We start from the raw sequence: 21563 nt of genomic DNA on the forward strand, positions 1-21563 counted from the left end.
TCCCCGCACCCGTACCGTCCCGACCTTCACCGGGCGGTACGGGCGTTGAGGAGGGCGGGCAGGTCCACGGGCGAGACGTTCATGAGCCGCACGCGCAGAGCCGGGCCGCCGATCTCCACACATGTGACTCCAGCGGACCCGGGCACGTGCTGGAGGTACCGGTCGAAGCCATTCCCCGTGAGCCACAGCAGCAGGCAGGCGATGCCCCCGCCGTGCCCGACGAGTACGGTGGTTCGCCGCGCCCCGGAGCAGACCTCGTTCCAGAGATCCACGTAGCGGGCCTGGACGTCTTCTGAGGACTCGCCGCCCGGCGTCCGGAGCTGGTGGATCGGCACACCGTGGCGAGCGGCCTCGGCGGCGGCGAGTTCCCTGGGCCGGCCCCCGAGGTGACCGCTGTCTTTGGCGGCCAGACGCTCGTCGAGGCGGACATCGGCCGGGGAGAGCGCAGCGGCGAGAAGCTCGGCCGACTCCCGGCAACGGGACATCGGGCTGACCAGCATCCTGTCCACGGCGACCCCGGCCGCCGTGAGGCAAGCACCGACCAGCCGGATGTCGGCGCGTCCGCGTTCGCTGAGCCGGCCGCCGACCGTGCGGCCCTGGTGGATGCCCTGGAGGTTCTCCTCCGTCTCGCCGTGCTTGATCAGGTAGATGCGCTGGTTGTTCATGGCGTCGCGTCCCCTCACTCCGGTCAGTCCCAGTGGCGGACGTCGACGCGTGTGGACACGGCGGCGGCGACCTCGTCGTGCTCGGGCAGGCTCATGGCGGGGAAGCGGTCGTGGTGCCACTCGACGTAGAGGATGGAGACGAGGTCGATCGTCCCGTCGGCGAGCAGCTCCCTGAGCACGGGGTACTCGGCACCCTCGATGTCCATCTTCACGACGACGTGGTCCTCCGGTGCGGCGGTCCGGCGGAGCCAGGCGCTGAAGTCCACCGCGGGGACGGGGACGGGCGAGCTGTAGTCGATCTGCTGGTCGTACATGGGCGGGACCCGCTTGCCGGGCATCACGGTGGAACTCTCGTGGTGGCCGAGGAAGAGGTCGATGGTCCCGTCCTCGGTCCACACCGCGCTGGGGGAGACCTCGACCAGTCCGGCGTGCTGGGCTCGCTCCACGTTCGCGCGGATGGAGGGGAGCAGGGTCGGGTTGGGCTCGAAGGCGTAGAAGTCGTGGTCCGGGAGCTCATGCATGAATTGCCTCAGCACGATTCCGAGGTTGGCGCCGCAGTCGACGAAGATCTTGCGCATGTGGTGTTGTCCTCCAGATTGGTCATCGGAGCGCTGAGGTCGATCTCCCGTACGACGCGATCGGCGAGCAGGACGAAGTCGCCGGTTTCGGGGAGGTAGCAGCGCTCCTCGTAGCGCATGGTGATGCGGCGGACGGGCTCCTCGCCGTGGTAGGCGGGCAGATCGCCCCACCGGTAGAGCTGGCCCCCGGGTGCCTTTAGGTGACGCAGCCACCGGGGCAGGGGGCTCTTCCGAGTACCGGCGTTGAGCCCGGTGAACATGGAGGTGAGGAAGGCGACGTGCTCGGCCGACCGTTCCTCGTTCCTGTGTGTTCGGCCGTAGGTCTGCTTGAGCTGGTGCAGCCGGTCCTGGTCACCGCGGGCCTGGACGAGGAGATCCCGGAGCCGCTGGTCCCAGACGATTCCGAGGTGTCCGTGGAGGACAGGCTCGTCCGTCAGGAAGTAGCCCTCGACGCGGCCGAACTCGCGCTCGTACGGGCACATGTAGTCGTTGTAGAGACCCCGTGTCGCGCCGGAGACGGTCTCCACCTGCCAGTGGATGCGGGCGGTGAAGGGCGCGTCCCACCACCCCAGATGCCAGGGCTGCCACAGCAGGTCAGCGGTGCTGAGCAACATCACGGTGAGCGCGACCAGCGCGGCGGGCCACCCGAAGGCCGTGTCATACCCCGTTTCGGGAAGCAACCCGAAGGCCGTCGCGAGTCCGATGTTGGCGGCGATGTTCTCCCAGAAGATGATGCCCGAGGCGAGGGCGACGACGAGGTTGAAGAGTGCGGTCGCCACCAGGATCGCGATCAGCAGCCGGCGGTCGAGGAAGGCGACCAGCCCGGCGGCCTCCACGACCATCGTGAGGAGGTTGACGGGACGGTCTACGACCCCCGCCCGACGCAGGAGCCGGGATACCGTCCTGGACGGGAGGAAGCGCGCCCAGCCCCAGGAGTACGCCGAGGCCACGAGGTAGTGCGTGCGGTTGTTCCAGGCCCAGGACCAGGGGCGCGGACCTAGACGGGCTTTGCTCCAGGCCGGCTTGACGTAGTGCGACAGCGAGACGCAGCCGAGTACCAGCACCAGACCGGCCGTGGAGTGGGAAGTGGGCGGGGCAAGGACCGCGGTCACGAGGAACCAAGCGAGGTAAACCTTCAACAGGCGCACCGGCATCATCGCGTGGTGCTGCCATCCGCGCAGCATGCCGCAGAACACAGCGATCCACGCCAACAGGGCGGGGGCCCAAAGGCACGAGGTGACGGCGAGGAACAGGAGGAGCAGCTTGTCCCGACGCTGGGGACCGATGGGCAGCGTGACGTCATAGTCGCTCGTGGTGCCGCGCCAGGTCAGCAGGGCGATCATGGAGACGACGAAACAGTGCAGCGGCCCGGGCAGGGGCGACGGCCGGAGGGACAGAGGGGCGATGACCGTGACGGCCGCGGTCACGGCCAAGGGCGTGGGGTACCGGGCGAGAGCGCGTACCGCGGGGGAGACACCGAAGCGGTAGCAGGTCACGACGGCGGCTACGACCGCCGCGGTCGCCACGTACGAGGGAATCGGCGGAGTCGACATTCCCGGCTACCCTGCGATCGGCGCGGGCACCGGCCAGCCGACCGCCGGCAGACTCTCCAGGTACGAGGCGATCCGCTCCCGGGGGTCGGAGGAGAGGTGCCGATCCCGGTGACGTACGACGTTGTCCCGAAGCTCTCGGCTGCGGTTGAGGAAATCGAGTATCGCTCCGCGGTCGATGCGCAGCGCGGATGTGCCGAGTTCTGCTTCCCGGACGACCTTGGCGCACCAGTGCTGGTCGTACGTGGGCAGGGGCACCAGGTGGACGGGCTTGCCGAGGACGAACGCTTCGCTGATGAGGTTGAAGCCGGCGTTGGAGAAGACGGCCTCGGATCGCGCCATGTCCATGATGAACGCCTTGCGGTCGAACGTACAGATCTCGATCTTGCCGTCGGCGTACTTGCGTAGATTGCCGATCTCCGTCGGTTGCACGTAGATTCGCAGAGCGCGGTCTGGCACGTACTGGCGGAAGACCGAGGCGAGGGTGCCCACCGACTCTTCCGGGCCGTGGTCGAAGTAGCGCGAGAAGTAGGCCGTGGCCAGGGGCTCCGTGGTGACCGGAGTGGAGCGCACCGAGTCGGGGATGACTGGGGCGATGAACTCCAGCCTTCGGTCGTCGGCCTCCAGTGGAACGTAGGAGCAGATGAAGGACCGGTCGACGCGAGGTGCGAAGTAGCGCAGTCGCTGCTCGTCGGCGGTGCGGGCGTACCGGCCGACGGCCGGCAGGTTGAGGTGCCGGTACTTGCTCTGCTGATCGACGGAGATCAACGGTCGGCCGAAGTGATAGGCCAGGCGCGGGGTGTTGGGCTCGTAGTCGGTGATGAACACGTCGGGGACGCCAGTCTCGCGAAGGATCCGCCGCAGGCGGAGGTGCTTGGTGAAGCCGACGGGTGCCTGCCGCATGTTGTCGCGTATCGCGTCGCTTGCATGTATGCGGTCCCCACGGGCCAGAAGCGTCGGCATCCACCCCTCCCACGCGGTGAAGCCGAGGTCCCGGAAGTACTCGACGCGTGCAGCTCCGTTGGTGACGATCCGCACCTCGTGCCCGCGTTCGCGGAGGTACTGAGCGATCACGCTCTGCCTGACGGAGTGGCCCATGCCGATGCCGTTAACACCGACGACCACGTTGAGCGGCCGTACGTATCCAGACACGACGATCCTTTCTGTCAGGAGAGGCGGGTGATGACGTTGCGGGTGATCGCTGCCACTTGGGGGTCGGTGGCCAGCAGGCGAGCCCAGTCGGTAGTGGCGGCGGTGAAGACTGTGCCAGCGGCGGTGAAGAGGCCGAGCGTGGCCGCACGGGGACTAGGCAACGGCTCACGAGCGGCAAAGTTCCAGTCCGAGGGGAGCTCGGCGATGCCGAGGATCTCGAAGTCCTTGGGCGTGCCGTCCTGGCCGGTGGGACACGGGCGGCCGGCGGCGTCGGGCTCGTAGGCCGCGCCATCGCATTCATAGCCGATCAGCGCCCCATCGTGTCCGAGACTGTCGCCCGTCCTCAGCCCCGTGCCAGAGAACGCCCAGTGGCCGGCATCCGTGACGGTGAACCCGAGGGGAGCGCGGGTACCGTCCCAGTGACCACCGCCGTTGCGGTAGCTCACGCCGAGGAGGGCGTTCTCCGGCTCCGACTCCCACCAGTGGTCCGGGCACCCGTACGAGCTGTCCGGGTCGGTGTCGGCGGAGGCACCGGGCGGGAACTTGTCGCAGGACAGCGCTGTTCCGTCCGGGGTGACTCCGACTCGCCACCAGCAGGTGTTGGCTCCGAAGTTGGCGATGTGGCCGCCGGCGTCCCGGAAGGCGGTCACGTGGCGTCGAAGGTCGGTGCTCCAGTATTCATCGTGGCCGGCGGAGACTAGGAGGCGGTATCCGTCGTGCAGGAGCAGCCCGTCGTGGAGGTCCAGGTCGGTGCAGTAGTCGGCCTCGATCCGGTTCCGCTCCATCCAGGCGATGAAGGGGGCGTCCCAGTGCGCGAATGTCTGCCGGGGCGACGACGGGTCGTACGCGTCAGGCAGGCCCTTCACCGGCCCGCCGACACCGCCTCCGGGGCGGCGCGTCGTGACCTGGGAGGCGCTGTAGAGGCTGCCTCCACCTGCGGTGTTGTACGCCTGATACGTGAAGGTCGGGATCTTGTACAGGGCCCTGCGGCCTGAGGGAGCGGAGGGGGTGACGACCAGCAGGATGCGCGCCTCTCTGGCATCCAGCGACGGTATGCCGGACGCGCGCTCGGTGTTGAGCACCGCGATGTACACCCCGGAACGCCACTCAGGAGGTACGAGGAACTCGTACGCGGGCCACTGCCAGTCCGCGTCGAATCGTCCGGGGGAGGCGGCGCGGCCGGGCCACTCGATGTGCCCGGCGTGCTCCGGCGTCGCTCCCCAACGGTAGAAGTCGACGTGGAACCGCGGGGCGGACGTCGCGATGTGCAGGCGGACCACGTCACCGGCGCGGACGCTCGGCCGGGTCGGGTAGCCGTCGATGGTGGTCACGCGCTCTCCCTGGGACGCGCCACACCCGCCAGATGGAAGCGGTCGATCGCCTCGACGTGGGTTTCCCAGTCCAGACCGTTCAGCTGGGAGGAGAGCTCGGCGGGGTCGCGGAGCACCTTCACGGCGAGGTGACGGGAACCATCGGCCAGAGTTCGGTGGACCGTCGGTACCGGCATCCCGTCCGCCCGGTCCTCGATCGCCGCCTTCGCCGGCGAGTCGTCGAGGAACACCACGCGACCACCGGGCATCAGCGCCCACCTGAGCAGGTCCCAGAAGGGCTCCATCTCCATCGGCGGCACGTGACTGAGCCAGAAGGCGAAGAAGACCGTGTCGTACTGACGGTCCGGCTCCCAGTCGAAGACATCCGCCTCGATGAAGCGGGTCGCGGTGCCCCGCATGCGGCCGCGAGCCCGACGGAGCATCTCCGGCGCCGCGTCCAACGCGGTCAAGCTGCGGGCCCGGCGGGACAGCAACCGCGTCCACTGGCCCGTGCCGCAGGCGATCTCCAGGACGTCACCGCCGACCGGCAGCGAGTCCAGGGCCTTTGCGAGCCGGGGCATGTCCATGCGGGTGCTGTACGTGGCGTCGTACTCGTCGGCTCGCGCTTGGTAGTAGGCGATCTGGCCTCCGGACCAGTCCCCCGGGCCGTCCTGTCGCTTCTTAGTTCCGGTCACGCTGTGACCACTCCTCTCGGCCGTCTGCGGAGCGGCGGTGCTCCGCGCTGAGAAGACTGCCGAGCGTCGCCGGACAGCGGGCTGCCGTGGCGTCGCACTCGCGATGCAGCACCGTCGCTGGCCGGAGCGGCGGGTGAGCCCTCGACCCGACCTGACCGGGATGGCCCGGGTGTCGCATCCGTGCTGAACTCCCGTCGCAGCGAAGGCCCTACGCCGCTGGTCAGACCGCCCTACCCTGTTACCGTCGTCGGTGTCGGTCGAAGGAGCTTCGGTGGCCACAGTGCAGCGCTGGACCGGACGGGAGGCGCGCGCTCTGCGGCTCGCGACGCGTCGGAGTGTGCGTGGCTTCGCGTCCTACCTCGGCGTCAGCGACCGGACGGTGTCCAACTGGGAGGCTCGGGGCGAGGAGATCGTCGTCGCCCCGGACTCCCAGGCGTTACTCGATACGGCGTTGGAACGGAGCGACACGGAAGTGCGGCAGCGCTTCTGGGACTCCGTCGGAATGCCAACGCCCTCGGTCGCGTCGGCACCGGACCACTACCTCCCGATACCCGTTCCGGAGCCCGGCTTGGTGCACAGGTCAGAAGATCTCGAAGGGCTCGTCTCCGTGCTTCGAGAGGCGGCGCAGGACGGCAGCGTCGCCACGGTTGCCCTGTGCGGCCCCGGCGGGTTCGGGAAGACAACGCTGGCCACCCAGGTGTGCCAGGACCCCCGAGTCCGGGACTCCTTCTCGGAGATCCTCTGGGTGGAGACCGGCGAGGGATGCACGGCCGCCAGGGTCGTCGAGCTGATCTCCGACCTGTGCGTTCACCTCGACGGCAACCGCCCGTCCCTCGCGGATCCCGAGCAGGCCGGATTCCACCTCGCCCGTCTGCTCCAAGGACGACGCGCGCTCCTCGTCGTCGACAACGTCTGGTCCGCCACCGACCTCGGCCCGTTCCTGCTCGGAGGCGAGGACTGCGTACGGCTCGTGACCACGCGGAACGTGCGCGTGTGCCCAAGCTCCACCCGAGTTGTGCGTCTGGGTCCCATGGCACCAGGCGAGATCCGGGAACTGCTCGTCCGCAACGTCGGGGCCCTGGACGATGCCGAGGCCGCGCGCCTCGCGGGCGTGTGCGGCGGGTGGCCCCTGCTCGCGTCGATCGTCGGGGCGAACGTCTCGCAGGAGGTCGGCTCCGGAGCCCCGGCCGGTCGCGCCGTCACGGAGACAAGCGCGGCGATCCGCGCCTACGGTCCTCAGGCGTTCGACGTGTGGGACTCCGACCAGCGCAAGAACGCCATCGGACAGGCGCTCGAGTCCAGCCTCCGTAGCCTTGCGGAGAGTGTCTCGATCGCCGGGCGCACGGACCTGCGGGACCGGTACCTCTCGCTGGCCGTGTTCCCTCCATCGATGCCCATCTCCATGTCAGTACTCACTCGCTGGTGGGGCACTGTGGACGGATGGGCTCCCCACGTGGTGCGGCAGTTCTGCAGAGTGCTGTCCGACCGCTCCCTGATCGGTGCCTACCTCGCCGACCGGAACGCCATCGTGCTGCACGACGTGTTCCGGTCCTACCTGCGCCATCTGATCGGCGACCACTGGGCGACGCTTCACCGGTCCCTGGTGGAGGCGTACCGGCAGAGTACGGGCGGCGCCTGGGAGACCCTGGGCGAGGACGAGGGGTACCTGTGGCGCCATCTTCCCTATCACCTGCGGGAGGCCGGCCTCGACGCTGAACTCGTCAGCCTGCTGGCCTCGCCTCCGTACGTCATGCGCAAGGTCGCACTCGTCGGACACCAGTCGTTGACTGCGGACGCCGCCGTACTCGACGCCCTACCCGGGCGGCATGAAGTCGACCACCCGCAGCACCAAGTGTGGGCGACCGCCCGTGCCCTGACCGGCGCCGGGTACCTGCTGAGCGGGCTGGAGTCCCCGGCCGACATCGCCTCGACGCTCTCGATCGTGCTACGCCGCACACCCCTGCCCGAGGCCACCCGATCCCTGGGCAGCATCGCTGGGGAGGGGCAAGTACTCGTCCCGAAGTGGCTGCTGCCCCCGGAGGAGAACTCCGCGGCAGTAACGGACCGCGGTCACATTGGTGCCGTCGTCAGCGTGTCCGCCGTCCGTGACCTCGTGGCGTCGGGTGGCGAGGACGGGGTGGTCAGGCTGTGGAACCTGAACACGGGTCGGCTCCTTCGAGCCCATGAGGCCCATACCGGTTGGGTGTTCGCCACCGCGCTCTCCGCCGATGCGATGGTCCTCGCATCGGCGGGAGACGACGGGGCGATCCGGCTGTGGCGCACGGACACCGGCGAACCTGTCGGGGTGCTGCCCGGGCACAACCGCCGGATCCGCAGCCTCGCCTTCTCCTCAGCCGACCCCGTCCTGGTCTCCGGTGCCGAGGACGGAGCCGTATGCGCGTGGGACCTGGAGCGGCTCGTGCCCCTGCGGACGATGCGGGCAGCCGGCACCCCCGTCTGGTCCGTGGCGATCGGCGGGGACTCCGACTCGCTCGTGGCCGTGGCTGGCGAGGACGAGTTCGTCCGCCTCTTCGACCTGCGCACCGGCCGCCTCCTGGACGAACGCGCGGTACACCGTGACTGGGTTCGCTCCGTGGCCTTCGCCCCAGGCTCCTCGCTCCTGGCCTCCGGATCCGGTGACCGTTCCGTAGCCGTGTGGGACACGGCCGACGGAAAACTCGCGCTCGTCCGCCGGATCACGGACCTCAAGGCGCGCGTGCGCGCCGTCGCTCTGTCCCCGCACGACGACGTCCTAGTCGCCGCCACCGAGGAGCCGAGAATCCAGGCGTTCTCGGCGGAGAGCCCGGTGGGCGAGACGCTACTCCCACAGGGCGTGGACTGGGTGCGCTCACTCGCCAGAACGGGCGACGGCACCGTGATCGCCGGATGCGAGGACGGTGCTGTTCGCGTCTGGACCGTGGGGAAGAGCAGGCTCAGGACCCTGGCCAGCGGCTCCAACACCGTGTGGTCCACGCAGTTCGCGGCCGGCGGACGTACCGCCGTGGTCGGCGACGGGGCCGGCGGCGTTGACGTCATCGACACCACGACCGCGACAGTCAGCCGGAGGCTGCCCGCTGCCCATGGACGCGTCTGGTCCCTGGCCTGCGGCGAGGAGCACGTCGCCGCGGCCTGCGGCGACGGGGCGGTCAGGGTCTGGTCGCTGCCCGACACGGCCTGGTCACTCACCCTGAACCAGGACACCCCGCGTACGTGGGCCGTGGCGATGGCCCGTTCGACGCCTCGTATCGCCGCGAGCACGGGCGACGGACACATCCGGTGCTGGGATCTCCCCACCGGGACGCCGTTGTGGAGCCAGGACGTGCACGCCGGTCGGTTGCGGTCGCTCTCCTTCGACGACAGTGGAGACCTCCTGGCCGCCTGCGGTGGTGACGGCTCGGTGCGCGTCTGGCACGCCCCCACCGGGGAGTTCAGGAGCCGGTTCAGCAGCCCCAGCAGCTGGGCCCGCGCCGTCACCGTGGACGGTCCGGGCAACCGCGTAGCGGTCGGTGCGGGGACTGGCGACATCGCGGTACGCCACCTGGGGACGGACCGGTTCACCTCCCACCTCTCCGGCCACACGGGCCGCATCCTCATGCTGGGCTTCATGAGCGACGAAGACTGCCTGGTGTCAGCCGCGGCGGACGGGACCGTGCGCGTGTGGTCGCTCAGTGAGCAGCGGCAGACCGCCAAGGTCAGGGTGGACGCCTCGCTGCATTGTGCGGCCTTCGAACCCTCGACGGGCGAGGTGCTGGTAGGGAGCGCGGCCGGGGTCCTGGCTCTGGAGATCATGGACACGTGAGAGAAGCGAAGGGCTTGGACACTATGACAGAGAAGATCTCCCGCGCCTCGCGCGAAACGGCCGTTGCCTCCGGCTCAGCTGCTGCGGCCGCCGCGCCGGTCATCCTGAGCAACGAGCGCGGCTCGTTCGCGTGGGGTGTGCTGGCCAAGCGCCACCCTGCCCTCATTCAGCAGGTACGGGACGCCTTCCCGTACGGCCGTCGGCAGCACGAAGCCCTCGACGCCCTGCTGGACGAGAGCAGCAACGGCGTCGTCGAACCCCTGGCTCCTGAGGAACCCGACCACGGGCGCTGGGCGGACTGGGGGCGGGGGCACTTCGGGCGATCCTGGTACGACGCCCCATTCCTGTGGGCGGAGAGTTACTTCTACCGCAGGCTCCTCGCCGCGGTCGGGTACTTCGGTACCGGTCCGTGGCAGGGAGTTGACCCCTTCGCTCCGTTCAAGCAGGCCGAACTACGGGGCGAGGCAGTGGAGGAGGAGCTCCGGGCCCTGGACGCGCTCGCCGACGCTCCGGCCGGTGAGCGGGCCACGGCCCTGCTCCACGCCTCGCTCTGGGGTAACCGCGCGGACCTCGGCTTCCGCGCCTCGGGGGAGTCCCCAGCCGGTGAGGTCGCTACCTCCGCGCTGGTCGCCGACGACAGCGCCGCGCTGTGGCAGCTCCTGCCCGCCGGAGCTTCCGCGACCGTCGCCGTGGTGGCCGACAACGCGGGACGCGAGCTGATCCCGGACCTGATCCTCATCGACCACCTCCTCGAACACCGGCATGCCGAGCGGGTCGTGCTTCACGTCAAGCCCTACCCGTACTACGTCTCCGACGCGATGACCGCGGACGTGGTCGACTGCCTCCGCCGCCTCACCGAGGCGCCCGGCGAAGCCGGCCGGATCGGCGGCCGACTGTGGAAGGGCATGGCGGCAGGAAGCCTGGAGGTCCGCACCCACTCGTTCTTCTGCGCTCCGCTGCCGTACGAGGAGATGCCCGAGGACCTTCGGAAGGAGTTCGCGGGCGTCACGCTCACCATCCTGAAGGGCGACCTCAACTACCGTCGCCTGGTGGGTGACCGCCTTTGGGACGCCACGACATCGTTCGCCGAGCTCACCGCCTATTTCCCAGGTCCCGTCGCGGCCCTCCGCACACTGAAGTCCGACGTCATCGCTGGCCTGCAGCAGGGAACACTGGATGACCTCGAACGGTCCGGGGCGGCCTGGCGTACGAGTGGAACGCACGCCCTGATCCAGGTCCGAAAGTAGCTCCGAGGGGCATGGTACGGGCGAGCTGGAGAGCGGATCTGGCCACTTCGAGCGGTCGCGTGGTCCGGATTCGAATGGTCTTTCCCTGTCAGCGACTTGTGACTGGTTAGGGTGATCACCTTCCCCACGCCCACGGTGTGGTCCTATCGAAACCACAGGGAGTAAAAGTGCGTCCGCAGTTGCGCATGTGGCCCGTGGTCCCGCTTGCCGTTCTGGCGACGGCGTGTGCCGTGTCCGACCAGCAGCCGGACACGTCCGCCAAGCCGAACTCCGGGCAGTACGGGGCTACAGCACCCATAAACACCGGCAAAGTGACCGAGGGCTCCGTCTGCGAAGCCACACTTACAGAGGCCCAGCAGAAGGCCATCGGGGTGTGGGAGGCGACGCCGATGTCCGGCAAGGGCGAGGTCAGCTGCTATTTCTCCATGACCCCCGATGAGGACAACCCGGCCGGCTACGTGGTCTCCATGTTCAAGAACGAGGAGGCCCTGCTGGCGACAGCCGACGGCACGGACCCCAGCCCCACGAAGGCCGTTCCGGTCACAGTGAAGGGACGCGGTGCGGCCCAGCAGGTGATGTACGGCGACGACTGGCGGGCGTCGCTCACGGTGGACATCGGTGCCGGTCAGTTCCTCTTCATCGAGAGGTACTCGCCGGCTCACATGGTGTCCGAACCGGACCTCAACGCTCAGGCACGCAAGGTCGCCGAGCAGGTGTTGGCGAATCTGGAAAGGGGCGGTGCCAAGGGGATGTGACGGCCGGCGCTCACCGCTGTCAGCGACAGGAGGTGTCACCCGTGAGGGGATGGCACTCGCGCCGGGTGAACGGGCACACCTGGGCGGGTCTGCCTCGGTACTCAGCCATCCGGGCGGCACGCTCAGCGCGGATCAGTTCTTCCGCTTCAGCGAGACTGGCGAGGCCGAGTCCTTCGGTCCACGCTGCACGCGCGACCTCGCGGATCGTCATGAAGGCGAGTTCGGGCAGCGGCTCATCGGCCCGATCATGTGCAGCCCTTCTCCGTGCGGCTCGACCACTGTTGGCACTGGCCGCAGACGGCGAGGCGTGCTCGAGTGCGCGCTCGCGAAGGATCAGCTCTCCGGCCCTGTCGACCGATCCGGCGATCGAGGTGCCCCAAACCCCAGAGAAGAAACCGTGGTCCGCCTGTGCCATGCACATTCGGGTGGCGATGGACAGCGCTCGGCGTTCGACGATCAGGGCCTCCAGTTCCTCAACGGAGCGCCCACCGGGGGTGTGGGCACGCTGAGCAGCCAGACGAGACGGCAGGAAGTCACGGAGAACCAGCGCCTTCACCAGCACCTCGGCCGCGCCTCGTACTGCGACCGCGTAGGGAACGACGTCAGTCATGAAGCCACGATGTGTTCACGGCCGCGCGGCACGCTGGGACACACGGAAACTGGCCCATCGGTGTGTCCGGAGGGCTATCCTGCGCAGCTCGTTCGGCTTGATAGAGACGAACCGGAGCTTAGGCTCCGCTGGTGACGACGCCGAATCGCTTCCAGATGACCTTCGACGGGCGTGCGTATGCCCTCGCTGTAGACGGCAGGGACGTGAGCGAGGACGTCGCTGCCGTGGATCTGCACGCTGATGCTCACGATGTGCCACGCGTGGTGCTGCATCTGCGCCCGACCGGGACATGGCCCGCCGAACTGGATCTCCTCGCTCGGGTCGAGGTCGGCGCGCCCCCGGACCCCGGCCCGGCGGCCGCCGCGTTTCTGGAGGCGTTGGACCCGTTGGAGGTGGAGCGTGCGGCCCTGGCACGGATGGACCTGGAGAACGTGCCGGGCGGCGGTACGGCGGCGGTGATGCGCCAGTTGACGGAGTGGGCCCGTGGCGCTTGATCTGTCGGGGGTGCGGCGGGTCGTGGAGGGGCTGCTCGACGACGAGGTTCAGCTGTGGCGGGATTCGGACGGCGCCTCTGGCGACGAACTGGACGAGCAGACCGGAGCGTTGAAGCCTGAAGACGGGGTGGCGGTTCTGCTGTGGGAAGGGTCAGGGGCGATCGTACGGCCCGGACAGCTTTCGCCCGTCCCGCCCCTGGATGGGGCTCCCGCCGCGCTCCCCGGTTCGACCGCGTACCAGGCGCTGCTGCCGTTGTCGGCGCCGCCGATGATGCCCGGCGACGTGTTGAGTGTTTCCCGGTCCGCGCGCGACGAGCTGCTCGTCGGGCGCCGGTTCCGGGTGGCGGAGGTCGCGGTCGGTACGTTCGCGGTGGTGCGCGTCGTGCGCTTGGAGGTGATCGGCTGATGGCGGTGAACCCACACCCCAACGCCCACCCCGACGCGACGGCGTTCCGTGACCCGATCGAGCTGGCGGCGGCGCTGTCGGGGATGGGGGCGGCTGTTCGGGCTCGTACGCGGGCGATCACGCGGCACCACGCGATGCTGCTGCGGGTGCGGATCCAGAAGAACGCCTCTGGGCGGCCGGGGCCGAACGTGATCACTGGCCAGTACCGGGCTTCCTGGGACGTGAAGGTGACAGCAGCCGGGGGCGGAGGGCGCGTGAGCGCGGTGGTGTTCACGGACGCGCCGCAGTCGCGACGGCTGGAGTACGGGTTCGTCGGCGCTGACCGGTTGGGGCGCCAGTACCGGCAGCCGCCCTATCCACACATCGAGCCCGCGTTCCGGCAGACCGAGCCCGGGTTTCTGGAGGCCCTGCGCAAGGGGGTGCTGCCGCGGTGAGCCCGCCTCGGCTGCCGCTGACGCGGGCGCTCGTCGACGTGTTCGCCGTCGGCACGGGGCGGCCGTGTGGGCTTGGAGTGCTGCCGCGGACGGCGGACGGACAGGCTGCGGCCTTCCCGTATCTGATCCTCGACAGCCTGCCCGGTGAGTTCTCCGGTCCGTCGTTCGGCGACTGGCAGGCCGACGCGGCGTGGACGTACCAGGCGACGAGCGTTGGCGAGCGGGCCGATCAGGTGCAGTGGCTCGGTGACCGGGTGCGGGTGGTGGTCGCCGGCTGGCTGAGGCACCTCGTGGTTCCCGGGATGCGCGTGATCGACCGCGAGTTGACCTACGACGCCGATGGAGAACCGGTTGACGGTTCGCAGGGCAGTATCGTTACCTACGTGCAGCGATTCACGATCACCGTGACGCCTGCCTGATCCTCTTCTCACCGCGGAGCCACGCGGACGCCCGGCCGACGAGCCCGGCGCAGCACCCTTCTGGGAGTGCCCGTGGCTCAGCAGCGCTTCATGCGGCGCGGCATCACCAAGATCCTCTGGCTGAAGGATGTCGCCGCCGAGACCTTGATCCCCACCCGTGCGGAGTTGTCCGCGCCGAACGCGAGCGATCTGACCGAGGCGATCAGCGATGTCGACGGCTGGTCGCTGACGAACGAGGCGATCGAGACGCCGGACATGGCGTCGACCTTCTCGTCCTCGATCCCGGGGAACGACAAGGCCGACAACTCCTCGATCACCTTCTACGAGGACCAGCTCAGCGACACCATCGAGACCCTGCTGCCCAAGGGTGCGATCGGCTTCGTCGTCTTCCTGCGCAAGGGCGACGTCCCCGGGTCGAAGTCGATGGACACCTTCCCTGTGCAGGTTGCGTCCCGCGCCGCGCAGTACAACGCGGGCAACGAGGCGGCGAAGTTCCAGGCGATCTTCTCAATCACCTCCCCGCCGGCGCTCGACGCCGCTGTCCCGGCCGCTTCAACGGGGACCGCCTGATGGCCGCCGAGGGCAGGGGCGCGGTGTCGTGGGAGCAGAAGATGGAGCGGCTGCGCCGCCGCTCGCTTCCAGAGCGCGTTCTTCGGATCTGCGACGACGCAGCGCGCCGGACAGAGTATGACGAGGCCAGACGGGCCGCCGACCGGGCCCGGCTGCTGGCCGAGAGCGACGCGGGCAACGGCGTGTTCGCCGAGCGGGCCCGCGTCGCCGCCGAGCGCTGCGAGACGGCGCGCGAGGCACTCGACAGGGCGTCGGTCTACCTCACCTTCCGCGCGCTGCCGCGCCCAGTCCTCGAGGAGCTCATCCACGCGCATCCGCCGACCGACGAACAGGCCGCCGACGGAGCCGCGTTCAACCCCGACACCTTCCCAGCCGCGCTGATCGCCGCCTCCAGCACGGACGGCATGAGCGAGGCCGAGGCCCGCGAGCTTCTCGACTCCTGGTCGGCGCCGGACGCGAACGCCCTGTGGGAGGCGGCCTGGGAGGTGCAGCAGGAGGGCAGGGCAGACAAGGCCGCCGACCTGGGAAAAGGCTGACGGCCGACCCGCGGCTGCGGGCCGAGCTGGAGCTGTGCGAGCGGTACGGCATCCCGCACTCGCGGCTCCTCGGCGGGGACGGCCGCTGGAGCGACCTGGACCGGGCCAAGGCCCTGGCCTGGCAGGGGTGGCAGCGCACGCTTTGCCCGGACTGCCGTACGCGGGCGGAGGAGTGGGATCCGGCCAAGGGCGGCCACCAGCACGCGTACGTCACCGACACCGTGCGTTGCCCGGGCTGCGAGCTGATCGCACAGGAGCGCGACCAGGTACCCGAGGGCCGCCCCGGCTACGGCATCAAGATCACCCTCCTGCCCCGGCAGGCGTACGACGCGCTGCATGGCGACGACCCGCCGAACGGGCGGTGATCCGGCCGGATGGCGACGTACAACCTCACCGTCCAGCTGACGGCGCAGGCCAACAGCCTGATCTCCGGGCTGCGTTCGGCCGCCGACGCCGCACGCGACCTGGGCCGCCGCACCCGGGAACTCGACCGCCGCCTCGCCGCGCTCGACGCGTCCAGCCGACGTACCGCCCGGCAGGTCGACCTCCTCGGCGCGCGTGCCCAGGCCACCGCCGCCCGCCTCGGGGCCCTCGGCACCCGGGGTGGCCAGACCGGCGACCGCCTGCGCCGCGCGGGCAGCGACGCCGGCGTACTGGAGCGCTCCCTCAAGGGCGCCGGCCGGCAGGCGGGCGCGCTCAGCCGCCTCCTCGCCGGAGGGGCGCTCTTCCTGGGCACTGGCCAGCTGGTCGAGGAGGGCAACCGCTACCAGCGGCAGATGAACATCTTCCAGGCGGTGACCAGCGCCACCGCCGGGCAGATGCAGCGCGCCGCCTGGATGGCCAACCAACTCGGCAACGACCTGACCCTCCCGACCACCACCGCAGCCGACGCCGCCGAGGCGATGGTGGAACTGGCGAAGGCGGGCTTCCGTACCGACCAGGCCATCTCCGCAACCCGCGCCTCGCTCCAGCTCGCCTCCGCAGCCGGGGTCAACGCCGCCGACTCGGCCCGCTACCTCGGCGACATCATGGACCAGTTCGGCCTCGGCGCCGACCAAGCCGCCCGCGCCTCCGACATCCTCGCCGCCACCGCGAACAACGCCTCCGGCGGCATCATCGACATCTACTACGCCATGCGGTACGCCGGACCGGTCGCCGCCGGCCTCGGCGTGAGCATGGAGGACGCCGCCTCCGCGGTCGGCATGCTGGGCAAGGCGGGCATCCTCGGCCAGACCGCCGGCACCGCGCTGCGCGGCATGATGGCCAACCTCGCCGCGCCCACCAAGGACATGCGTAGGGGGCTGAAGGCCCTTGGCATCGAGGCGTGGGACGCGCAGGGCCGGTTCAAGGGCCTGCGGTACGTCATCGAGGAGCTGAGCCGCGCCCAGCACGAGATGTCGCAGCAGGACTTCACCGCCGCGGTGAAGAGGGCGATGGGCAAGCCCGCCATGTCCGGCGCCATCGCGCTCGCGCACCAGGGCACCGAGTCCTTCGACGCGCTCAACCTCGCCGTACGCGAGACGGGCGCGGCCGCGCAGATCACCGCCGCCCGCGGCCAGGGGCTGGCGGGTGCGATGACGCTGCTGCGGAAGCAGACGCGGCAGACCGGCCTCGCGCTGTACGACGCGATGGCACCGGGCCTGGAGTACGTGACCCGGCTCATGACGCAGGGCCTGTCGTCCGCGACGCCGTACCTCGTTACCGCCATCGAGTATGGGCACGATCTGGCGACCCTGTACGGGCCCGAGCTCAGGCAGCGGGCCCACCAGGGCCTGGGTGGCCTGATCGACGAGGCGGAGCAGCTTCTCGGCCCGCTGAAGGCCCTGGGCGAAGAAGCCCTCGCCGACGGGCTGCACCTCCTCATCAACGTCGGCAAGGCCCTGATGACGGTGCTGGACAACCTGGCGGACGGGCTGAGCCCCATCGGCAGAGCTCTCGCGGACGTGAGTGACGAGTCGGACGGCGCCGCCAACTCCCTCGACATCGTCGTGATGGTGCTGGACGCCGCTGCCTCTGCGGTCGCGTACCTCTCCGGCGTCCTGGTACCGATCGGGAGCATCATCGGCAACCTGGTCTCCGGGTTCGGCTCCCTGCCCGGCCCTGTCCAGACGGCGATTCTCGCCATGCTGCTGGCTCGCCGTGTCAGCCCGGTGATGTCCAACCTGGCCTCCACCGTCCGTGGCCGGGTGACCGGGGCGTTCCAGTCCCTCAACCAGCAGATGGCCCTACAGCGCGCTCTGGCCACGGCCTCGGGGCAGTCGGTGACCCGCTACGGAGCGGCCTTCGCGGTCCTGCAGACCCGGGTCCCGGTCATCGGCGCGATGACGGCCTCGTTCCGCTCCGCGTCCACGGCCGGATCGGGCTTCCGGGGCACCCTCAGCGGCATCACCCGGGCCGCCGGCACCGGCCTGACCGGCGCGATGCGCGGTCTGGTCGGCGTCATGGGCGGCCCTTGGGGGCTGGCGCTGACCGGTGTCGCCGTCGGGCTCGGCCTTCTCGCCGACCGGCAGCAGAAGGCCGCCGAGAGGGCGGCCGCGCACGAACAGCGGATCAGCGATCTGACCGAGGCGCTGCTCGCCTCCAACGGTGCCATCGACGCCAACGTCCGAGCCCAGGCCGCGCAGTTCCTGATGGACACGAAGACGGCCGACGGAGGCCAGCGCCTGGTCGACGTCATGAAGAACGCGGGCGTCTCACTGTCCGAGCTCACCGACGCCTACCTCGGACAGGGCCAGACCCTGGATGGCCTCCAGGGTCGGCTGCAGGCAGTCGCCGACGCGCACGACGACGTGTGGCAGACCAACGAGTTCGGCGACACCTGGCAGGGCTACGACGTCCTGGGCCGCAGAGCGCAGGACGCCGCCGATGCCCTGGACGGCGTCAAGGGAGAGATGGACGAGTCCGTCCAACGCGCCAAGGACCTCGCCGAAGCTCAGCGGGGCACCGGTCAGGGCGTCACCGCCTACGACAAGCTCAAGGCCGCCGTCGGTGCCCTGGCCGACCGGACGGCCGACGCCGACACCCGCACCCGCGCGCTCAAGGACGCCCTCGATCTGCTCTCCGGCGGCAGCATCTCCCTCCAGGCCGCCGAGGCGCGCGTCAACAGCGCCATCCTCAACGTGAACGAGGCCCTGGACGACGGAATCGACAAGGCCGACGGGTACGGCAAGGCCCTGTTGAACAACAACGGCACGCTGAACACCACGACCCGCAACGGCCAGCAGCTCTACCAGTCCCTCACGTCCCTGAGCGACGCCGCCGCCGACGCCGCGGTCTCGGCGTACGCCCTCGCCCAGCAGAACGGCACGTCGCTACCCGAGTCCCTGGCCGCCGCCCGCGAGCAGATGGACAAGGCCCGCGCGGCCGCGGTCAAAGCCGCCCAGGGCTACGGGCTGCTGCCCGAGCAGGCAGAGGCGGTCGCGGACAGCCTCGGCCTGCTGCCGTCCAAGGTGTCGCTGCTGCTGGAGACCGAGGGCATGGACTCCACGCTCGCGGATCTCCTTGCCGTGCAGGCCGAGTTCGACCGCTTCCCGAAGCAGTCCACGATCCGCGTGGACTCCCTCAGCGAGCAGGCGCAGAAGGACCTCGAGGAGCTTGGCTTCACGATCGAGACTGTCGCCGGCACCCGACAGATCAAGATCACGGCACCGACGAAGTCGGCCCGCGACGCGCTCAAGGCGCTCATTGACCAGCTCGGGCAGACCCCCGACCGGAAGACGGTCAAGGTCAACGCCGCGACTGTCGGCGCGATCGCCAGCCTGAGGACTGTCGAAGCCGAGCTGATCAAAAGCCCCGACGCCAAGACGATCACCGTTAGCGCGCCTACAGCCGAAGCCCGCCAGGCGTTGGAGGATCTCGGCTTCAAGGTGACGAACATGCCGAAGGGCAAGGCCGAGATCACTGTCCCGGTGCAGCCCCCGCTGAGCGCCCTCGGCACCATCCAGGGAGCGATCGACAGCCTGCGCGGAAAGACAGTCACGATCACGACACGCCGTGTCGAGCAGTACCTCGTCTCGCCCACTGGCGAGACCCGCAACCTCAACAGGCGCACGCCGGGTTCCTACGCGGACGGCGCCGTCGTCTCGTACTACGTCGTCGGCGGCGTCCGGGAGAACCACGTCGCGCAAATCGCCCCGGCCGGCTCCTGGCGGGTGTGGGCCGAGCCGGAGACCCAGGGCGAGGCGTACGTACCGCTCGCCGCGAGCAAGCGCCCCCGCAGCAAGACGATCGTCGAGGAGGTCGTCCGGCGCTTCGGCGGCGACGTCACCTGGTACGCGGACGGCGGCCTGTCCGGCTGGGCGTACGCCCCCTCCGGTGGCAGGAGCGAGCTGGTGTCGGTGTCGTCCATCCGGTCGGACTCCATGCGCACCGTAAAGCGGAAAGGCAAGGAGGTCGAGGTCTTCGACCTGGGGAGGTTCGAGAAGAACCTCGACAAGGCGATGAGGCGGACCGAGCGGTGGCGCAAGGACCTGCGCACCGTCGCCCGGCGCGCCGGCCAGGACGTGGCCGACGCACTCGAAGCCATGGGCGAAGACGGCATCGAGCTGACCCACAAGATGGCCACCGGCTCGTCGAAGTACCTCAAGGAGATGGCCTCCGACCTTCAACGGCTGGGCCTCGTCGCGAAGACGACCCTCGGAGACTTCACCGCACAGCTCCGCCAGACCGTGAAGGACCAGAGCACCTTCGAGCAGAACCTGGCCAAGCTCGCTTCCCTCGGCTACGGCGACCTCGCCGCGCGACTCGCCGAACAGGGCGACGAGGCGGCGGAGAAGCTGGCCGCCGAGGCCGTGAAGAACCCGAAGCGGGCGCGGCAGGCCAACGATGTGGCGAGGGCGGCCGCCAAGACCCTCGCGGCCGAGGACCTCACGGACCTGCTGACCATCATCAGCGCGGTCAGGACGAGCACCACCGGCATCCACAAGGTCGCGGACACGACCGGCCTGGAGGAGGACCGGATCATCGAGGTCGGCAACCTCGGCCAGTCCCGCATCCGGTCCGCGCTCGGCGCCCGCGCGACCATGTTCCTCTCCGACCTCGCGAAGGCCAACAAGGGCCTGGCGTACGCGAACGGCGGAATCTGGGAGCCAGGCGTCTACTCCTCGCCCACCGCGCTGATCAAGTTCGCGGAGGCGAGCACGGGCGGCGAGGCATTCATCCCCCTCGCGCCGGCCAAGCGCGCCGCCGCGACGACCGTCCTCGCCGATGTGGCCCAGCGCTTCGGCCTCCAGCTCGCCGCCCCGCCGGCCGCGCCCTCTCCAGTCCACACGGTCGACGCCCGCCCGGCCGGACCGGTCCAGGTCGTCGTCGTACGCGAACGCCAGCCGCTCATCGGCACCATGCCCGTCACCGTCACCTCGACCCAGGCCACCCCGCAGCAGATCGGCGCCGAGGTCATGCGCCGCCTCCGCAACGCCCAGAGAGGAGGCCGACTTTGATGCCTGAACTCACCGAGTGGCAGATCGAGGTCGCCGGTGTCGTCCTCGGCCCTGGAACCGACATTCCAGTCGGAGATGTCGAGGGGCTGGGCGTCCCCGAACTTCGTACACAGGATGTGGACAACCCCGCCGGGGATGGCGCCTTCCCCGGCGTCGACCTGTACGGGCCGCGTACGGTCCGCATCGAGGCCGGCATCCGTACGCCGGGCGACCCGGCTCGCGCCCTCGACCTGCTCGCCCGCCTCCACCGCGCGGCCGACGACCCGGCGGTGCGTACGGGCCCCGGAGCGCAGACGGTACTGCGGCTGTGCTGGCCGGGCCGTACGACGCGCCGCCTGTACGGGCGGCTGCGCCGCGTGGAGGCCGCCAGCGCGTCGAGCACGCTGCACGGCTGGATCCCCCTGGACATCGAGTTCGCCGCGCTCGACCCGCGCTTCCACGCCGACGACGCCTCCGCTCTGACGCTGGCCCTGTCCGCCGACGGCCTGGGCGGGCTCCGCGCGCCGCTGGTCGCCCCGCTGACGACCGGCGTGGCGATCCCCGACGAGCGGCGAGGCCGGGTCCACAACGACGGAGACCTGCCGGCCTGGCCGTCGATCCGTATCACCGGCCCGTGCACCAACCCCCGCATCCGCCACGTGCAGACCGGCCGCGTCCTCGAGCTGGCCGTCGCGCTCAAGACCGGCGAGCACATCGACATCGAGACCCGTCCCGGCACCCGCTGGGCGCTGAGGAACGGCACCGGCAACCTCGCCCCCGCTCTGTCGGCGGCCTCCCGCCTCGACACGTTCACCATCCCGCCCGGCAGCAGCGAGCTGTGGTGGACCGCCCGCGAATACACCAGCGCCACCCGCCTGGCCGTGACCTGGCGAGCTGCCTACGCCGCCTTGTGAAATCCGGAGGAT

19 protein-coding genes are annotated in these 21563 nt (G+C 70.0%); 12 read left to right on the forward strand and 7 right to left on the reverse strand.

Features of this window, described 5'->3' with window-relative positions:
• Positions 1-26: 26 nt before the first annotated feature.
• The 6 genes from QCN29_RS11365 to QCN29_RS11390 are packed head-to-tail and all read right to left on the reverse strand — an operon-like array spanning position 27 to position 5950.
• Entirely contained in the window at positions 27-665 is a 639-nt protein-coding gene (locus QCN29_RS11365; protein ID WP_279927725.1) for a histidine phosphatase family protein, read from the reverse strand.
• A 23-nt stretch (positions 666-688) separates the two neighbouring features.
• The gene (locus QCN29_RS11370) at positions 689-1243 is read right to left on the reverse strand and encodes an FkbM family methyltransferase (protein ID WP_279927726.1); all 555 of its coding nucleotides are present in this window, start codon (positions 1241-1243) and stop codon (positions 689-691) included.
• Entirely contained in the window at positions 1195-2796 is a 1602-nt protein-coding gene (locus tag QCN29_RS11375; protein ID WP_279927727.1) for a hypothetical protein, read from the reverse strand. The genes QCN29_RS11370 and QCN29_RS11375 overlap by 49 nt, the downstream gene beginning before the upstream one ends.
• Before the next feature lie 6 nt (positions 2797-2802).
• Positions 2803-3945: a glycosyltransferase family protein gene (locus QCN29_RS11380; RefSeq protein WP_279927728.1), complete on the reverse strand. Its 1143-nt coding sequence runs from the start codon at positions 3943-3945 to the stop codon at positions 2803-2805.
• A gap of 14 nt (positions 3946-3959) precedes the next feature.
• Complete coding sequence (locus QCN29_RS11385) at positions 3960-5276, reverse strand: N,N-dimethylformamidase beta subunit family domain-containing protein (RefSeq protein WP_279927729.1); 1317 nt, start codon at positions 5274-5276, stop codon at positions 3960-3962.
• Positions 5273-5950, reverse strand: a complete 678-nt coding sequence (locus QCN29_RS11390; protein ID WP_279927730.1) for a class I SAM-dependent methyltransferase — start codon at positions 5948-5950, stop codon at positions 5273-5275. The genes QCN29_RS11385 and QCN29_RS11390 overlap by 4 nt, the downstream gene beginning before the upstream one ends.
• Positions 5951-6221: 271 nt before the next feature.
• Between QCN29_RS11390 and QCN29_RS11395 the strand changes: the two genes are divergently transcribed.
• From QCN29_RS11395 to QCN29_RS11405, 3 genes are all read left to right on the forward strand, one after another.
• Positions 6222-9749 (forward strand): NB-ARC domain-containing protein, encoded by a 3528-nt coding sequence (locus QCN29_RS11395; RefSeq protein WP_279927731.1) that lies wholly within the window; start codon positions 6222-6224, stop codon positions 9747-9749.
• A 23-nt stretch (positions 9750-9772) separates the two neighbouring features.
• Positions 9773-10996 carry a damage-control phosphatase ARMT1 family protein gene (locus tag QCN29_RS11400; protein WP_279927812.1) on the forward strand — a complete coding sequence of 408 codons (1224 nt, stop codon included), beginning with the start codon at positions 9773-9775 and terminating at the stop codon, positions 10994-10996.
• A 230-nt stretch (positions 10997-11226) separates the two neighbouring features.
• A complete protein-coding gene (locus QCN29_RS11405) occupies positions 11227-11751 on the forward strand; it encodes a DUF3558 domain-containing protein (protein ID WP_279927732.1) in 525 nt (174 codons plus the stop codon).
• 19 nt (positions 11752-11770) lie between these two features.
• Here QCN29_RS11405 and QCN29_RS11410 read toward each other — a convergent pair whose 3' ends face one another.
• Complete coding sequence (locus tag QCN29_RS11410) at positions 11771-12313, reverse strand: hypothetical protein (protein WP_279927734.1); 543 nt, start codon at positions 12311-12313, stop codon at positions 11771-11773.
• A gap of 179 nt (positions 12314-12492) precedes the next feature.
• On the opposite strand from QCN29_RS11410, the gene QCN29_RS11415 reads away from it, so the two are divergent.
• The 9 genes from QCN29_RS11415 (at position 12493) to QCN29_RS11455 (ending at position 21551) form a co-directional block, all read left to right on the forward strand.
• Complete coding sequence (locus QCN29_RS11415; protein WP_279927735.1) at positions 12493-12855, forward strand: hypothetical protein; 363 nt, start codon at positions 12493-12495, stop codon at positions 12853-12855.
• Complete coding sequence (locus QCN29_RS11420) at positions 12845-13261, forward strand: DUF6093 family protein (protein ID WP_279927736.1); 417 nt, start codon at positions 12845-12847, stop codon at positions 13259-13261. The genes QCN29_RS11415 and QCN29_RS11420 overlap by 11 nt, the downstream gene beginning before the upstream one ends.
• Positions 13261-13695 (forward strand): HK97 gp10 family phage protein, encoded by a 435-nt coding sequence (locus QCN29_RS11425; protein ID WP_279927737.1) that lies wholly within the window; start codon positions 13261-13263, stop codon positions 13693-13695. The genes QCN29_RS11420 and QCN29_RS11425 overlap by 1 nt, the downstream gene beginning before the upstream one ends.
• Entirely contained in the window at positions 13692-14114 is a 423-nt protein-coding gene (locus QCN29_RS11430; protein WP_279927738.1) for a hypothetical protein, read from the forward strand. The genes QCN29_RS11425 and QCN29_RS11430 overlap by 4 nt, the downstream gene beginning before the upstream one ends.
• A gap of 72 nt (positions 14115-14186) precedes the next feature.
• On the forward strand, positions 14187-14684 hold the full coding sequence (locus tag QCN29_RS11435; protein WP_279927739.1) for a phage tail tube protein: 498 nt from the start codon (positions 14187-14189) through the stop codon (positions 14682-14684).
• Positions 14684-15220, forward strand: a complete 537-nt coding sequence (locus QCN29_RS11440; protein ID WP_279927740.1) for a hypothetical protein — start codon at positions 14684-14686, stop codon at positions 15218-15220. Before QCN29_RS11435 ends, QCN29_RS11440 begins: the two co-directional genes overlap by 1 nt.
• The gene (locus QCN29_RS11445) at positions 15151-15585 is read left to right on the forward strand and encodes a hypothetical protein (RefSeq protein WP_279927741.1); all 435 of its coding nucleotides are present in this window, start codon (positions 15151-15153) and stop codon (positions 15583-15585) included. Before QCN29_RS11440 ends, QCN29_RS11445 begins: the two co-directional genes overlap by 70 nt.
• A 9-nt stretch (positions 15586-15594) precedes the next feature.
• Positions 15595-20658 carry a phage tail tape measure protein gene (locus tag QCN29_RS11450; RefSeq protein ID WP_279927742.1) on the forward strand — a complete coding sequence of 1688 codons (5064 nt, stop codon included), beginning with the start codon at positions 15595-15597 and terminating at the stop codon, positions 20656-20658.
• Positions 20658-21551, forward strand: coding sequence for a phage distal tail protein (locus QCN29_RS11455; protein ID WP_279927743.1), 894 nt, complete (start codon positions 20658-20660; stop codon positions 21549-21551). The genes QCN29_RS11450 and QCN29_RS11455 overlap by 1 nt, the downstream gene beginning before the upstream one ends.
• Positions 21552-21563 lie beyond the last annotated feature (12 nt).

It is taken from the genome of Streptomyces chengmaiensis (assembly GCF_029846775.1).
In the GTDB taxonomy this organism is placed as follows: domain Bacteria; phylum Actinomycetota; class Actinomycetes; order Streptomycetales; family Streptomycetaceae; genus Streptomyces; species Streptomyces chengmaiensis.

Coding starts and splice junctions, on each gene's coding strand:
- QCN29_RS11450 (WP_279927742.1), top strand. CDS start 15,595: ATGGCGACGTACAACCTCACCGTCCAGCTGACGGCGCAGGCCAACAGC.
- QCN29_RS11440 (WP_279927740.1), top strand. CDS start 14,684: ATGGCCGCCGAGGGCAGGGGCGCGGTGTCGTGGGAGCAGAAGATGGAG.
- QCN29_RS11375 (WP_279927727.1), bottom strand. CDS start 2,796: ATGTCGACTCCGCCGATTCCCTCGTACGTGGCGACCGCGGCGGTCGTA.
- QCN29_RS11370 (WP_279927726.1), bottom strand. CDS start 1,243: ATGCGCAAGATCTTCGTCGACTGCGGCGCCAACCTCGGAATCGTGCTG.
- QCN29_RS11400 (WP_279927812.1), top strand. CDS start 9,773: ATGACAGAGAAGATCTCCCGCGCCTCGCGCGAAACGGCCGTTGCCTCC.
- QCN29_RS11455 (WP_279927743.1), top strand. CDS start 20,658: ATGCCTGAACTCACCGAGTGGCAGATCGAGGTCGCCGGTGTCGTCCTC.
- QCN29_RS11425 (WP_279927737.1), top strand. CDS start 13,261: ATGGCGGTGAACCCACACCCCAACGCCCACCCCGACGCGACGGCGTTC.
- QCN29_RS11365 (WP_279927725.1), bottom strand. CDS start 665: ATGAACAACCAGCGCATCTACCTGATCAAGCACGGCGAGACGGAGGAG.